This is a genomic window from Rhizobium sp. CIAT894, assembly GCF_000172795.2.
In the GTDB taxonomy this organism is placed as follows: Bacteria; Pseudomonadota; Alphaproteobacteria; order Rhizobiales; family Rhizobiaceae; genus Rhizobium.
This window is the reverse complement of record NZ_CP020949.1, coordinates 113,123-127,461: the sequence shown is the minus strand read 5'-3', so window position 1 is coordinate 127,461 and position 14,339 is coordinate 113,123. Positions and strand designations below refer to the sequence as shown.

Below are 14,339 nucleotides of genomic sequence, written 5' to 3'. Positions count from 1 at the left end.
CTAGCGCGCCCTGAGACAGGCCAATAGCAGATTTAAAGTTTCGCCCGCTGCGAAGAACCGCAGTTCGATCCGTGTCGTAGCTTGAACGCCGCCAACGTTCGATGAGCGTTGGCGACCTCAAAAGCAATAACCCGTAGGCGCCGCGATTAACTTCACGGCGACGGGGAACCTATGCCCAAAAGGAATTGATATGGCATTCTTTGACGCTCTTACCGCGCGCCTCGGCTCACAAGAACTCCTCCGCGACCGAGCGTATGTGAACGGGAAATGGATTGGCAGCGAGAGCGGCCTACAATTCGAAGTGGTGAACCCCGCCACGGGAGAAAGACTGGCATTGTTGCCGGATATGGGCGCACTCGAGACAGCAGCGGCGATCGACGTTGCTCACGAGGCCCAGCCACTCTGGGCGGCACGCCCCGCGAAAGAGCGCGCGGGACTGCTTCGGGAGTGGTTTGACTTAATCGTAGCAAACGCGGACGAACTAGCGGCGATCCTTACCTCCGAGATGGGGAAGCCACTTGTCGAAGCGCGCGGCGAGATCCTCTATGCTGCGTCTTACGTCGAGTGGTATGCGGAAGAGGCCAAGCGCGTCTACGGAGAGACGATACCTGCGTCGTCGCAGGATAAGCGCTTGCTTGTCATCAAGCAGCCAGTTGGAGTTGTAGGCACCATCACGCCTTGGAATTTTCCGGCGGCCATGATCGCAAGGAAGGTCGCGCCGGCCCTTGCCGTCGGCTGCACGGTAGTCTCGAAGCCCGCTCCTCAAACTCCGTTGACCGCTATCGCGCTCGCTGTGTTAGCTCAGAAGGCAGGTTTTCCAAATGGCGTGTTCAATATCGTTCTCGGCATCGACGGGTCGGCAATCGGAAAAGAACTCTGCTTCAATCCCAAAGTCCGGAAGATTTCGTTCACGGGCTCGACCGAAGTCGGTCGGATTCTGATGCGGCAGTGCTCTGATCAGATCAAGAAAGTTAGTCTCGAACTCGGCGGAAATGCTCCATTTATCGTGTTCGACGATGCCGACATCGATGCGGCCGTCGAGGGCGCGATGGCGTCAAAATACCGAAACGCCGGTCAAACATGCGTCTGCGCGAACAGGATCTACGTGCAGTCCGGCGTGTATGAACACTTCGCTGAAAAGCTTGCAGGGCGCGTCGCCTCCCTTTCCGTTGGAAATGGGTTTGACGCCGAAGTGACAATCGGGCCGCTCATCGAAGAGGCCGCGATAACGAAGGTTGAGGCGCACATCGCTGACGCTCTGTCAAAGGGCGCAACTCTAGTGACTGGCGGTCGACGCATCCCAGGAAACGGAACCTTCTTTGAGCCGACGATACTGAAGGATGTCGATCGGCGTATGACCGTCGCCCGTGAGGAAACGTTTGGACCTGTAGCTCCGCTTTTCCGGTTCGAGACCGTCGAAGACGTGATCCAGCAGGCCAACGATACCGAGTTCGGCCTAGCTGCATACTTCTACTCACGAGACCTGCGGAACGTCTGGCGCGTCGCCGAGGCGCTTGAGTACGGGATGGTCGGTGTGAACACCGGTCTTATTTCGTCCGAAGCCGCACCGTTCGGTGGCGTCAAACAGTCAGGGATCGGTCGTGAAGGTTCGTCCCATGGCGCGGATGACTATTTGGAAATGAAATACGTCTGCATGGGCGGGTTGTGAACGCCGTTGCGATGAGGAGGAGAACGAGATGACAGACTTTCCCGAAGAGCTGCTACGAGGCTATCGTGGATTTCGCGCCGCGAAGTTTCCCCGCCACCGGGAGCGCTACGAGAGCCTCGCCAGCAAAGGCCAGTTCCCGGCAACATTGGTAATCGCCTGCTGTGATTCCCGCGCCGCTCCGGAAACAGTCTTCGGAAGCGGCCCCGGACAGATGTTCGTGGTGCGCAACGTGGCCAATATCGTTCCGCCTTGTAAGCCAGACGACGGCCACCACTCGACGTCCGCAGCGTTGGAGTTCGCCGTCCAATGCCTTGATGTAAAAAATATCGTAGTGATGGGGCATTGCAGCTGCGGTGGTATCGCAGCGGCGCTGAAGAGCACACACACACCGCTCTCGCCCGGCAATTTCATCGGGCAGTGGATCGAGATACTGCGCCCCATCATATCTGAAGTCGTCGACAATGCGACAGTAGCAACCAGCTCGCGACAGTCGGTCGCCGAGCGGAAGTCTGTCCTGCAATCGTTGAAAAACCTCCGTTCGTTTCCGTTCGTCAAAGCACGCGAGGAACTGGGCGAGTTGCGCCTGTTCGGTACCTGGTTCGACATCGGCGCGGGACAGCTTTGGGTGGCTGACGAGCATAGCGGTAGGTTTTCACCCCTAGACCTCGCACTTCCGCATGCAGAAAGCGCAGACAGCGAGGCTTTTCGTCATGGCATCGAAATCTCAAGAACGTTCGCGATCTGAGCGCGAAAATTACATTCAGTCGGAGGAAGTACGCATGGATTGCAATACCGATCTTCACCAGGCCGCTGAGCCTTCGGTCGAGAACTTGGTCTGGACGCTTGAGGAGGCGAGCCAGGTTTATGAGCTTCCGTTCATGGATTTGCTGTTTCAGGCCCAGACCGCGCATCGGGAGAATTTTGATCCAAATGCCATCCAGATGAGCCGTCTGCTCTCGATCAAGACAGGCGGATGTGCTGAAGACTGCGGCTATTGCAGCCAGTCTTCGAAATATCCGACGGGCCTGAAGGCCACGAAACTCATGGAAGTCGAGAAGGTCGTCGATGAGGCTCGCAAAGCGCGCGAGCAGGGAGCAACGAGATATTGCATGGGGGCGGCATGGAGAAGCCCTAAGGACCGCGACATGGATTCGATTGTCGCGATGGTGACGGAGGTCAAAGCCCTCGGGATGGAAACATGCATGACGCTCGGGATGCTCTCGCCGGAGCAGTCAGAGCGCCTCTCCCACGCGGGGCTCGACTACTACAACCATAACGTCGACACCTCGGAAGAGTACTACAGCAAAGTAATCACGACGCGGACCTTTGCAGACAGACTGGAGACGTTGGCTAACGTCCGGGAAGCGGGGATCAAGGTGTGTTCGGGCGGTATCCTTGGGTTAGGAGAGTCGGTCAACGATCGCATCTCCATGTTGGTGACCTTGGCAAATCTCCCAGTTCCGCCTGAAAGCGTCCCGATCAACATGTTGATTCCGATCCCTGGTTCGCGTCTCGCCAACTCCGGACGCGTCGATCCGATCGAGTTCGTGCGTATGATCGCGCTGGCAAGGATCATGATGCCGAATTCGGCAGTTCGCCTGTCTGCCGGACGGACCGAGATGAGCGATGAAACACAAGCGCTTTGCTTCTTAGCTGGGGCGAATTCCATTTTCGTCGGTGAAACCCTGCTTACCGCAGACAACCCGGGAGAAGATCACGATAACAAGCTTCTACAAAGGCTTGGTCTCAAACCTATGTCGCTCGTGTCTCCGAGCATCGGGAGTGCGCAATGCTAGAAGCGGCGGCCGAACAGCGCCGGACGCTCGAAGCCCTCATGAAAAAGGGGCGATACCGCGAGCTAGCGCCGAAGGTTGGATTGGACTTCACGTCCAACGATTATCTCGGTCTTGCAGCAAGTCCCCGCCTGAGAGGCGCAATTTCCTGGGCGATCGACCGCGGCGTTCCGGTCGGTTCGGGCGGATCACGTCTGTTGCGTGGCAACCATCCTGAACACGAGGCGCTTGAGCAGGAGGCCGCGAGGTTCTTCGGCGCGGATAGGGCGTTGTATTGGAGTAGCGGATTTGCGGCCAATGCCGCGCTCTTCTCCACGCTTCCACGCCGTGAAGACCTAGTCATTTACGATGAGCTCGTTCACGCCAGTGTGCATGAAGGCATTGCTTCGATCAAAGCGCAAAGCACCTCCGTACCCCACAATGACGCCGACGCCTTTTCCGATGCCATCCGCAGATGGCGTCTGAGCGGCGGAAAGGGGCGCGTTTGGATCGCAGTCGAGAGCCTTTACTCGATGGAGGGTGACCAGGCTCCTCTGACCGATCTGGCCGAAATAGCTAATCGCGAAGGGGCTTTCCTCATCATAGATGAGGCACATGCTACGGGAATCTACGGCGCTGGGGGCAGGGGGTTTTCGGCTAGCCTGGAAGGTCGTGAAAACGTCATCGTGCTTCACACTTGTGGGAAAGCCCTTGGGGTATCTGGGGCCATCGTGTGCGCCAGCCGGACAATTTGCGAATATCTCGTGAACCGGGCTCGTTCCTTTATCTACTCCACTGCTCCCTCTCCGCTCGCTGCTGCGGCGGTGCGAGAGGCGCTTAAGATCGTCTCTGATTCACCGCAGCGTCGCACCAAGCTTCAGGACTTGGCAACATTCGCGAACTCGACCGCGATCAAGGCAGGGTTTGCTGCCACGTCTTCGCAAATCATCCCCATCAAGATCGGCGCCAGTGGTCACGCAATGAGAGTGGCTGAGCAGATTAAGGCATCCGGCTTCGACGTCAGGGCTATCCGTCCGCCGACTGTTCCCGAGGGCACCGCCCGCTTGCGGGTTGCTATAACGCTACAGGTCGACAGAACGGCGGTTACCACACTGTTCGGCCTTATCCGAGAAGCGATGGAGCGGCAGCCATGAGTTCGCTCGTTGTAACAGGAACGGACACGGGAATGGGCAAGACCGTCTTCTGTGCCGCTCTTACGACGGCGCTCGGCGCACGGTATTGGAAACCCATCCAGTCAGGTCTAGGTGAACCGACAGATAGCCAGGTCGTCAGTGATTTGGGTGTCCCGTCGAGCATGGTTTTGCCGGAATTATATAAACTTAAAACGCCTGTTTCTCCGCATCTATCTGCCCGGATCGACGGCGTGGAAATCGATATAGAGGCGCTTGAAGTGCCTAATATCGGGGGACCACTGGTCATTGAAGGCGCAGGCGGTCTGCTGGTCCCAGTGACCGATGATGTGCTCTATGCCGACATTTTCGCGCGGTGGCGACGGCCGACCGTGCTTTGTGCTCGAACTGAGCTCGGCACGATAAATCACACCCTACTGAGTATCGAGGCTATGCGGACCAGGGCGATCCCCATCGCAGGCGTCGCATTCATCGGCACTCACAGTGAAGATACGGAAGCCACGATTTGTAGGTTTGGTCGCGTTGTCAGGCTGGGTAGGTTGCCGACGGTCGAGCCAATGACGCCACGCGATCTCGACCAAGCCTTCCTGCAAAACTTTGACGTCAGCTATTTCCGGAGACTACTCGATGACTAAATCGACAATCTGGCATCCATTTACACAGCATGCACTCGAAGCGCCAATGCGCCGGATTGTTCGCACCGACGGCGCGCATCTTGTGGATGAAGATGGGCGCGCCGTGCTTGATGCGATCTCGTCTTGGTGGGTCGTAACGCACGGCCACCGCCATCCTAAGATCATGCGCGCCATTCAAACCGCTATCGATACGCACGATCAGGTGATCTTTGCCGAGTTCACGCATGAACAGGCGGAGACGCTGGCCTCAGGGTTGATTGAGTTGGCTCCGGAAGGCCTGAAGCACGTTTTCTATTCCGACAGCGGCTCGACTGCTGTCGAGGCCGCACTGAAGATGGCGCTGGGTTTCTACTATAATCAAGGGCGTCCAAGGCACCGCATTTGCGTGCTCGAGCACAGCTATCACGGCGACACCATCGGCACGATGTCAGTGGGGGAGCGTGGCGTCTTCAACCTGGCGTATACTCCCCTCTTGTTCGAGGTCGAGAGGATTCCGTTTCCCCAACCGGGAGCGGAACAGGATAGCCTCGACGCTCTGGAAAAGATCTGTCGCGAAGGCGATGTGGCCGCGGTCCTTGTCGAGCCGTTGGTCCTTGGAGCGGGGGGAATGCGGGTGTATTCGTCCCGCGTTCTTTCAGAGATGAAGCGAATTGCCGAGAACAGCGACACTCTCGTCATCGCCGACGAGGTCATGACGGGATGGGGGAGAACTGGCCCCCTTTTTGCTTGCGACGCCGCAGGCGTTCGACCCGATATCCTTTGCACCTCGAAAGGGCTCACGGGCGGCGCTCTCGCGCTGGCGGCGACGTTGTGCAAAGCGGAAGTGTTTGATGCTCATTACTCGTCCGACCGCAAGAAGACGTTCTTCCATTCGAGTTCGTACACGGCCAATCCAATTGCCTGCGCCGCGGCGGTCGGAAACATCCAGGTCTGGCAATCCGAGCCCGTGGAGGATCGTATCGCCAATCTGACTTCTTCGCACAGAAAGAGCCTTGCCCGGTTCGCTAACGATGACAGGTTCGAGAACGTGCGACAGATCGGCACGATCGCTGCAATGGATCTGAAGGTTTCGGGGGATGGGTATCTCGCAGCTGTCGGACCGTCACTACGACGATTTTTTAGAGCGAGGGATTTGCTCATTCGTCCGTTGGGCAAAGTGATTTACCTCATGCCGCCCTATTGCGTTACGTCCGATGAGCTTGATCGTGCTTACGATGCCATCGATGAAGCGGCAGCCTTGGTTGCTGCAGGAAAACTCTAGAATGGCCCGCTCTTCACGCTTTCTGGGTTTCGGACACGCCGTTCCCGGGCGGCTCGTAACAAACGCCGAGATCGAGCATAGCCTTCAACTGGAGGAGGGCTGGATTCAACGTCGCACCGGTATCAGGTCACGGTGGTGGGCGTCGCCCAAAGACACGCTGACAGGGCTCGCCGTCGAAGCAAGCGAAGCCGCGATAAGAGATGCGGATATCGGGCGCGAGAGCATCGCTCTGACACTTCTCGCGACATCGACGCCCGACCATCTCTTGCCGCCGTCAGGCCCCTTGCTCGCTCATAGGCTTGGCCTAACGAACTCGGGTGCGGTCGACTTAGCCGGGGCCTGTGCGGGCTTCCTGTATGCTCTGGTTTTAGCCGACAGTTTTGTGCGGGCATACGACAAGCGGGTTCTGGTCGTCGCCGCGAACATTCTAAGCAGACGGATCAACCCGTGCGAGCGATCGACGTCGGTTCTGTTCGCAGACGCGGCAGGGGCCGTCATTCTCGGCCCTTGTGAAAATCCCGAACAAGGCGTCCTCGGTGCGGACCTGATCGCTGATGGCAGCCTCTATGACCTCATCACGATCCCGGCGGGTGGAAGCAACCTTCCCTTCGCATCCTCGCTGCCACCGGAAAGCACGCTTATGCGAATGCTGGATGGCCGCGAGGTTTTTACCCAAGCTGTGAAGATGATGACGGCGTGCTCAAACCGAGCCATGTCCCACGCAAAGGTGATGCCATCGGACTTGACCCGCTTCGTTCCCCACCAGGCAAACACGCGCATCTTCGAAGCCGTCTGCGGCAACCTCGATATCGACGTCACGCGGGTGGTGCGCTCGATAGAAGAATTCGGGAATTCTTCCGCTGCGACAATTCCGCTGTCGTTGTCACTTTCTAATGAGGTGAACCGGATAGCAGCTGGAGAAACGCTCTTGCTTGCGGCGGCTGGGGCGGGGATGACTGGCGGAGCGATGGTTTTTCGCACCTGAACTCGGCGAGGCGCTAACGCGGTGTCGCCAGCGGAAACTGGGGCAGGTAATGAGCGTCATACGCTCGCTTTGTTGCAGAGCCAACGTGGATGAGCCCAGGAGCCCGGGGTCGGTTATTAATACTATATCGTTTTGTAAGGAGGAACTGTGGTCTTGGGCGAAAACGGAGCGGTTGTCACGCCTGTTCGGGACAGTTTGATTGATGATCCAGCAAAGATCCTCGCTTATGCGGTCAAGTTCTTCGCGGAAGGTCCGGTCTCGCTTGCGACTCTAGTAGAAATCCGTGGTGGTGCGGCGCGGGCGCTCGGCGCACAGATTGCCGGCGGACGGCCGCTTCTGCGGTTATGTCCCAGGCGGGTGTGTCGAAGCGGCTGTTGCCGCGGAGGGCATAGACGCTGTTGCCAAGGGATGTGACCGAATCCAGGTTTTGCGACACCAAAAGCAAAAGTTCAACACGAGTTCAGCTCCGCCGTCCCCTTCGCAGCCTTCTCCTCCCATCACATATGACTTGGATGAAGCTTGGGCGGCGGCGTTCAACCCAAACTCTAACAGCAACGCAAGGCAATCCCAAACCGGAATGATCTTTTGGAGATGGCTTCCAAAACGCCGCCCGTATTCCGTTAGCCGCGCCAGCACGAAGTGGCCATAGCCGCCCGCTTTGGCGTCTCCCGTTACTCATGCTCTGCGTCTTGACGACGCGGCCAACCGGCGCGGCTGAGGACCGAATGGGACAGCCCGCGCTTTACGACCCGACTGCCCCTCGGATAGCGCTTACCGCTGCTAGGGTGGTCTTCATCCGCCCCGTGCTGACGAATTCCGGCCAGCTCGATAGGACAACCGCCGCGAAATCCGCCAGCGGGTCGATGTAGATCAGTTGCCCGAAGACGCCACGGGCCATATAGACGCCGCGCGCGATGTCCTCGATCCAAAATTGATTGTGATATGCGCCAGCGGGCAGAACTTCATAATAGATGCCACCGAAGAGGGTCGGATCAGCTCCAAACCGTGTGCCGGCGAGCCACTCATTCGAAACTATGCGTTTGCCGTCGATCTCGCCGCCGCGAAGATGCAGCAGGGCGAAACGAGCATAGTCGCGAAGAGTCGCATTGAACCCGCCGTCACCCAGAGAATATCCGGCAGCGTCCACTGTAAAATACGCGTCTTCTTCCGCACCCATTGGCGCCCACAGCTCACGGCTGACGAGGTCTGCAAGGGAAGTAGCGGTGGCGCGCTGTAAAACAAATGACAGGACATCTGTCTCGATCGAGCGATACCTGAACGAGGTACCGTGCGGGCACTCTAAATCCTTCAAAGACAGGATCAGGTCCCAGACGGATTTCGGCCAATTCGGGTTTCGATGATCCTTCCAGCCACTAGCAGCGTCCAGTTGTGCCATATGGGAATCGAGCGCGGTGTACGTCTCATCGAAGACCACGCCGCTGGTCATGTCGAGCACGTGCTGGACGGTCGCGCCCCGGTAGGCAGTCGCCTCTAGCTCAGGCAGGTAGTGCGTAAGGGGCGCGGCTGGGTTGACCACTCCGCGGTCGATCAGGATTCCCGCCACTGTGCCGACCACCGATTTGGCAACGGATTGCGACAGGTGCTGAGTACGCGGTGTCATGCCGTTCATGTAGCGCTCGGCGACAATCTTGCCGCCATGGAGCACGAGGAAACCATCGGCGTAGTTTGACTCAAGGAAGCTGCCAACGGTACAGGCTCGCCCCTCAGCCGCGAAGGTAATGGCCTCGATATCCCGCAGATCCGTCGGCAGCTTGCTTACCGGCCCCGCTCCGCGCCAGACCTGAGTGGTCGGCAGCAGGTCTCTGACGTGCTGGAATGTCCAGCGATTCCAGGGCGCGCGGTCCCAATCTTGCCGTGGAATGACAGGGTTGCCGGGGGCGGCCGGATCACGGAATGGCGAAACACTGTTCATGCATACTCTCGTTTGCGGTTTGAAATGGATCAATCGTCGCGGCGGAGATAGCTGCCGCCGACGAATTCTCCGAAGAGGGTGCCCATGTCGCTCATCATGGCGAAGTTGCGCTTAGCCTTGGGACCTAGTTTGGTGGCAACGGCGTCGATGAGGAGATTGAGCACGACACTGATACTTGCCGTAGAATCCCAGAAGGTTTTCACATGCGTATGCGCCTCGAAGACGAAGCGCGTGTATGCGAACGCCCAATGACTGAACTTGTCGGTGACGATGACCAGCGGCATGTCCATCGACTTCAGCTTCTCCACCAGCTTGATGCCGCGGGTCGCGTACGAGGCCGTGTCAATGAGGACGACGGCGCTCTGCTTCGGATCTGCATTGATGATCTCGCCGAACGTGCCCGAGGTGTTGTCGATGAAAATGACGTTGGGTCGCGCCCACAGCAGCCGGCTGGCAAAATCCATGGCCAGCCCCTTCGAGGCCTGGAAGCCGACCACATAGACAGTACGCGCCTTCACGAGCTGGTCTGCGGCCTCGTCCCAGACCTCGGTGGTAGTCAAGGCATAGGCTTTGACGATGGCGTCGAGCTCCAACCGCAGGCTTTCCTGCAGCTGCGGCTGCCGACTGTCGCGCATCTGGAAGCGGGCCAGGTAATCGTCCACTTCGCTGTCCTTCTCCGAGACCGCGACGCGCAACCGGTTCTTGAGATCGCGCAGGCTCTCGAAACCGAGGCCGCGAACGAACCGGGTGACCGTCATTTCGCTAACGCCCACCGCCTCAGCTATGCTGCTGCCGGTCTCGAACGGCAAAATCTCGATATTGTCTAGGATATAGCCCGCAAGGCTTTGCTCCGAGGGCGAGAAACCGGACATGCGTTCGCGAAGGATCGCTTCGATGTCGATCTTCTGCTCAACGCCGCTCGATCCCTTGGCATCCTTGCCGCTTCGTGCTTTCGCCACAGTGACAGACTCCTAAAAATTGCCGGCGTGAATGACCGGACGCCCCTGCCCCCAGACACCGGGACCGCTCTCCACGTCTTCCTCGATTTGCCGCGCGGTCGCAAGCAGAAGGTCCTCGCGTCCGAAACGGGCGACAAGCTGAATCCCGATCGGCAGACCGTCCCGGCTGCGTCCAACCGGCAAGGAGATCGCGGGCTGCCCCGTCGCATTGAACAACGCGGTAAAGGTCTCCTTCGGTGCAAGATCATTGAACACGCCTTCCACATCGATGCCCGCTCGATTGGGATTGAACGTGCCGATCGGTTCCGGCAGCATGGCGCTGGTCGGTGTCAGCAAGAGATCATTTCCGGCAAGGAAGCGCCCGACCTGCCGCGTCACCCGATCATAGACGGCAAGCGCCTCGATAAGCTGTGCACCGCTGATGGCGAGCCCCCATCGATAGAGAGCGTATACGCTTGTGCCAAGCGCCTCCTCGACCGAGCGGTTCATATGCCGCGCCATCGCCGGCATATGCGCGGCGGCGTCGGCGGCCCAGATGACCTTCTGCGCCTGGAGGAAGGCCGGATAATCGAAGTCCGGCGACGCTTCCTCCACGTGATGACCAAGCGACGCAAACCGCTCCGCCGCCGATCTTGTCGCGGCCAGAACCTCCGGGTCGATCTGCACCCCGGACCAGGAGCGCGTGCATAGGGCGATGCGCAGGCCGTGCGGCCTGTGCTTGATGGCGTCGAGATAGGTGCCCACAGGCGGTGCGATCTCATAACCGTCGCCTGCATCCGGGCCATGGCAAAGGTCGAGAAGGGTTGCAGTATCGCGCACGGAGCGTGTGAGCATAAAGGCCGTTGCCAGCCCCAGAAGCGGAGCGTTTCCATTCGGCGCGCCGGTAACGCGCCCACGTGAAGGTTTAAGACCGATCAAGCCGCAGAACGCCGCCGGATTGCGAATTGAACCACCGCCGTCGCTGCCCTGTGCAAAAGGTACGATTCCCGCAGCGACGGCCGCGGCCGCACCGCCGCTGGAGCCCGCGACGCCGCGCTGCGGATTCCAAGGATTGCGCGTTGCGCCATAGAGGGGCGATTCCGTCGCCGCCGGCACGCCGAATTCGGAACTTGACGTGCGGCCGACATTGTTTAGGCCACCGGCGCGCAACCGTGTCCAGTAGACGGCGTCATGGCCGGCGCGGAAACCTCGCGCGAGACGGCTGCCGAACTCGGCCGGGCGGCCCGCCTCGATCGGGAAGTCCTTGGTGAGGGTGGCAATACCGCCGAAGGGGGTGGCGGACGCCGCCTCCGGCAGGGTCTCGAGCGCGTCCGGATAGAGTTCGATGACGGCGTTCAGCGCCGGGTTCACGGCCGCGACGGCCTGTTCGACGCACCGGCCGAGCTCCTTCGGAGTGACCTCGCCTTTCGCCAGCAGGCGGGCGAGGCCGGTTCCATCATGGGCTGCATATTCATCAAGGCGCATGGGTCGCTACCGGTTGTGAAGGGGAGATTGTCCGGACCAACGGCAGCTGGGCCAGCGAACCGACCAGCGCCTGCGTATAAGGATCCTGCGGTGTGGACAGAACCTGCTGCGCCACACCCTGCTCGACGACACGCCCAGCCTTGAAGACATAGACGCGCTGACAAAGGCTGCTCACCACGGCGAGATCATGCGAAATGTAGAGCAGCGTCAGCGAGCGTTCCCGCTGGAGCCGCACGAGCAGTTCCAGGATCTGCGCCTGCGTCGTGACATCGAGCGCCGAGGTGATCTCGTCCGCTATGAGAAGCTGCGGCTTCAGCGCCAGCGCCCGTGCAAGGCCGACGCGCTGGCACTGCCCGCCGGAAAGCTGCTGCGGTTTGCGATCGCGCAGACTGCTCGGCAACTCCACCATCTCCAGCAACGCATCGGCTTCTTTCCTCGCCGCCTTTCGGTCCGCGATGCCATGCCGCCAGATCGGCTCCGCGACGGCCTCGGCAATCGTCAGGCGCGGATTGAGCGAATCGTACGGGTTCTGGAACACCATCTGTACGCGGCGGCGGAACGCCGTCAGCCCCTGGCCCCCCAGCGCCCCGACATCCTGCCCGTCCAGACGGATCGCGCCGCCGCTCGGCGTGTTCAGGCGAATGATCGACCGGGCAAGCGTGCTCTTGCCGGAGCCGCTTTCGCCGACGATACCGACCGTTTCGCCCGTATTGATCTCCAGATCGACGCCGTCGAGGGCGCGGAAGGAATTGCTGCTTCGGAAGCCGCCGAACAGCCCCTGACCGGCGGGGAACGTCACCGAAAGGTTTTCGACACGAAGCAGCGGCGTCGTACGTTCCGGGCCAACGTCCGTGCCATAGCTCTTACGGCCCGGCTGGGATTCGATCAGCAGCCTCGTATACGGATGGCGCGGTCGGTTGATGACGTCGTCGATCGGCCCCTGCTCCACCACCTCGCCATTGCGCATGACCACAACGCGCGAGCAGATATCCGCGACGACGCCGAGATCGTGCGAAATGAGGATCATCGCAAGCCCGGTCTTGCGGTTGAGGTCCTTGAGCAATTCGAGAATGCGGGCCTGGACGGTGACATCGAGCGCGGTCGTCGGCTCGTCGGCGATCAAAAGCTTCGGCTGGCAGCCGATGGCGGCGGCGATCATCGCCCGCTGTTTCATGCCGCCCGAAAACTCGTGCGGATAGGAGCGCGCACGCTTTTCTGGCTCGTGTATACCCACATCCTCCAGCAGCTTGACCGCGCGCTGGAGACCTTCGCGCTTGCCGATGCCAAGGTGCCGGATCATCGGCGCCGAAACCTGCTGGCCGATCCGGCGCAGCGGATCGAGATGCGATGCAGGGTTCTGGAAAATCATGCCGATGTCGCGGCCGCGAACGGCGCACAATTCGTCTTCGCTGAGTGTCAGCAGGTCGCGTCCATCAAGGGCCACCGTGCCCTCAGCGCGTGCCGCAGCCGCCAGCAGTCGCATCACGGCGCGGCAGGTCACTGATTTGCCCGAACCACTTTCACCGACAATGCCGAGGATTTCTCCCGGCTGAAGCGTGAACGACACGTTCTTCACCGCCACGAAGCCGCCGAAGCTGACAGACAGATCCTTGACTTCAAGCAGCGGCGGCTTGCCCGTTTCCAGCCCGCTCATGCCGTCACTCCCTTCCGTTGCCACTGCCCCAATCCATCGCCAAGCAGCGCGAAACCGAGGCCGAGCGAAATCGCGGCCAAGCCCGGGAACAGGCAGATCCACCAGGCCTGCTGCACGAAAGCCTGCCCGTCGGCGATCATCACTCCCCATTCGGCCAGCGGCGGCTGCGCGCCCATGCCGAGAAACCCGAAGCTCGCACCGGCGAGCATGACGAGCACCGCATCGCTGACCGCGTAGGCGATGACGGGTCCGATGGCGTTCGGCAGCACATGATGGCCGAGAATGGCGGCCGGCCCATAGCCGAGGCATTTGGCCGCCTGGATAAATTCGCTTTCGCGGATCGTCAGCACCTGCGCCCGTACCAGCGCGCATAGCTGACCCAGCCGACCAGCGTCAGCGCCAGGATGAAATTGAGCAGCCCCGGTCCCAGCACGCCGACAATGGCCAGCACCAGCACGAAGAAGGGGAACGCGACGGTCAGATCATAGATGCGCATGAAGACGGTATCGACCACCCCGCCGAAATAGCCGCTCAACAGCCCGATCGTCGTACCGATCAGGAGGGGCGGAAGTACCCCGACCACGCAGAGCAGAAGATCGACCCGGCTTGCGAAAAGAACCCGCGAGAAGACGTCGCGGCCAACCTGGTCCGTGCCGAACCAATGGGCGGCACTCGGCGGCGAAAGCATGTTCATGATGTCGATGGCATCGGGATCATAGGGCGCGATAGCCGAGGCGGTCAGCGCCGTCACCAGCCATCCGCCGAGGATGACGAGCGCGATGAGCATGGTGGGCGTGATGCTGCGGACAGGCGGCGCAGTTTCCACCAGAATAGGGCTGTCAGCCATGGGCGATCT

At 60.1% G+C, this 14,339-nt stretch carries 11 protein-coding genes and 2 pseudogenes; 8 read left to right on the top strand and 5 right to left on the bottom strand.

Annotation, left to right across the window (positions count from 1 at the left end):
- Positions 1-190 precede the first annotated feature (190 nt).
- The 8 genes and pseudogenes from RHEC894_RS23300 to RHEC894_RS33475 all read left to right on the top strand — a co-directional run.
- Complete coding sequence (locus RHEC894_RS23300) at positions 191-1,669, top strand: NAD-dependent succinate-semialdehyde dehydrogenase (RefSeq protein WP_085739380.1); 1,479 nt, start codon at positions 191-193, stop codon at positions 1,667-1,669.
- A gap of 28 nt (positions 1,670-1,697) precedes the next feature.
- Positions 1,698-2,414, top strand: coding sequence for a carbonic anhydrase (locus RHEC894_RS23295; protein ID WP_085739379.1), 717 nt, complete (start codon positions 1,698-1,700; stop codon positions 2,412-2,414).
- 34 nt (positions 2,415-2,448) lie between these two features.
- Positions 2,449-3,465 carry a biotin synthase BioB gene (bioB, locus tag RHEC894_RS23290; protein ID WP_085739378.1) on the top strand — a complete coding sequence of 339 codons (1,017 nt, stop codon included), beginning with the start codon at positions 2,449-2,451 and terminating at the stop codon, positions 3,463-3,465.
- Entirely contained in the window at positions 3,459-4,595 is a 1,137-nt protein-coding gene (locus tag RHEC894_RS23285; protein WP_085739377.1) for an 8-amino-7-oxononanoate synthase, read from the top strand. The genes bioB and RHEC894_RS23285 overlap by 7 nt, the downstream gene beginning before the upstream one ends.
- A complete protein-coding gene (gene bioD, locus RHEC894_RS23280) occupies positions 4,592-5,227 on the top strand; it encodes a dethiobiotin synthase (protein ID WP_010066100.1) in 636 nt (211 codons plus the stop codon). Before RHEC894_RS23285 ends, bioD begins: the two co-directional genes overlap by 4 nt.
- Positions 5,220-6,488, top strand: a complete 1,269-nt coding sequence (locus tag RHEC894_RS23275; protein ID WP_085739376.1) for an adenosylmethionine--8-amino-7-oxononanoate transaminase — start codon at positions 5,220-5,222, stop codon at positions 6,486-6,488. Before bioD ends, RHEC894_RS23275 begins: the two co-directional genes overlap by 8 nt.
- Before the next feature lies 1 nt (position 6,489).
- The gene (locus RHEC894_RS23270) at positions 6,490-7,473 is read left to right on the top strand and encodes a beta-ketoacyl-ACP synthase III (RefSeq protein ID WP_085739375.1); all 984 of its coding nucleotides are present in this window, start codon (positions 6,490-6,492) and stop codon (positions 7,471-7,473) included.
- A 147-nt stretch (positions 7,474-7,620) separates the two neighbouring features.
- Positions 7,621-7,891: pseudogene (locus RHEC894_RS33475) on the top strand (XdhC family protein); the annotation flags it as partial.
- A 324-nt stretch (positions 7,892-8,215) separates the two neighbouring features.
- Here the strand turns inward: RHEC894_RS33475 and RHEC894_RS23265 are convergent.
- The 5 genes and pseudogenes from RHEC894_RS23265 to RHEC894_RS23245 form a co-directional block, all read right to left on the bottom strand.
- Entirely contained in the window at positions 8,216-9,406 is a 1,191-nt protein-coding gene (locus tag RHEC894_RS23265; protein ID WP_085739374.1) for a serine hydrolase, read from the bottom strand.
- Positions 9,407-9,435: 29 nt separating this feature from the next.
- Positions 9,436-10,365, bottom strand: coding sequence for a MurR/RpiR family transcriptional regulator (locus RHEC894_RS23260; RefSeq protein WP_085739373.1), 930 nt, complete (start codon positions 10,363-10,365; stop codon positions 9,436-9,438).
- Between the two features lie 12 nt (positions 10,366-10,377).
- Positions 10,378-11,829, bottom strand: coding sequence for an amidase (locus tag RHEC894_RS23255; protein ID WP_085739372.1), 1,452 nt, complete (start codon positions 11,827-11,829; stop codon positions 10,378-10,380).
- Positions 11,819-13,483: an ABC transporter ATP-binding protein gene (locus tag RHEC894_RS23250; RefSeq protein WP_085739371.1), complete on the bottom strand. Its 1,665-nt coding sequence runs from the start codon at positions 13,481-13,483 to the stop codon at positions 11,819-11,821. Before RHEC894_RS23250 ends, RHEC894_RS23255 begins: the two co-directional genes overlap by 11 nt.
- A pseudogene (locus RHEC894_RS23245) lies at positions 13,480-14,330 on the bottom strand (ABC transporter permease). Before RHEC894_RS23245 ends, RHEC894_RS23250 begins: the two are co-directional and overlap by 4 nt.
- Positions 14,331-14,339: the final 9 nt, after the last annotated feature.

Bases quoted from the DNA above. Each gene is read 5' to 3' on its own strand.
- RHEC894_RS23265 (WP_085739374.1), bottom strand. From the start codon at position 9,406: ATGAACAGTGTTTCGCCATTCCGTGATCCGGCCGCCCCCGGCAACCCT.
- RHEC894_RS23285 (WP_085739377.1), top strand. From the start codon at position 3,459: ATGCTAGAAGCGGCGGCCGAACAGCGCCGGACGCTCGAAGCCCTCATG.
- RHEC894_RS23250 (WP_085739371.1), bottom strand. From the start codon at position 13,483: ATGAGCGGGCTGGAAACGGGCAAGCCGCCGCTGCTTGAAGTCAAGGAT.
- bioB (WP_085739378.1), top strand. From the start codon at position 2,449: ATGGATTGCAATACCGATCTTCACCAGGCCGCTGAGCCTTCGGTCGAG.
- RHEC894_RS23300 (WP_085739380.1), top strand. From the start codon at position 191: ATGGCATTCTTTGACGCTCTTACCGCGCGCCTCGGCTCACAAGAACTC.
- bioD (WP_010066100.1), top strand. From the start codon at position 4,592: ATGAGTTCGCTCGTTGTAACAGGAACGGACACGGGAATGGGCAAGACC.
- RHEC894_RS23275 (WP_085739376.1), top strand. From the start codon at position 5,220: ATGACTAAATCGACAATCTGGCATCCATTTACACAGCATGCACTCGAA.
- RHEC894_RS23270 (WP_085739375.1), top strand. From the start codon at position 6,490: ATGGCCCGCTCTTCACGCTTTCTGGGTTTCGGACACGCCGTTCCCGGG.
- RHEC894_RS23255 (WP_085739372.1), bottom strand. From the start codon at position 11,829: ATGCGCCTTGATGAATATGCAGCCCATGATGGAACCGGCCTCGCCCGC.
- RHEC894_RS23295 (WP_085739379.1), top strand. From the start codon at position 1,698: ATGACAGACTTTCCCGAAGAGCTGCTACGAGGCTATCGTGGATTTCGC.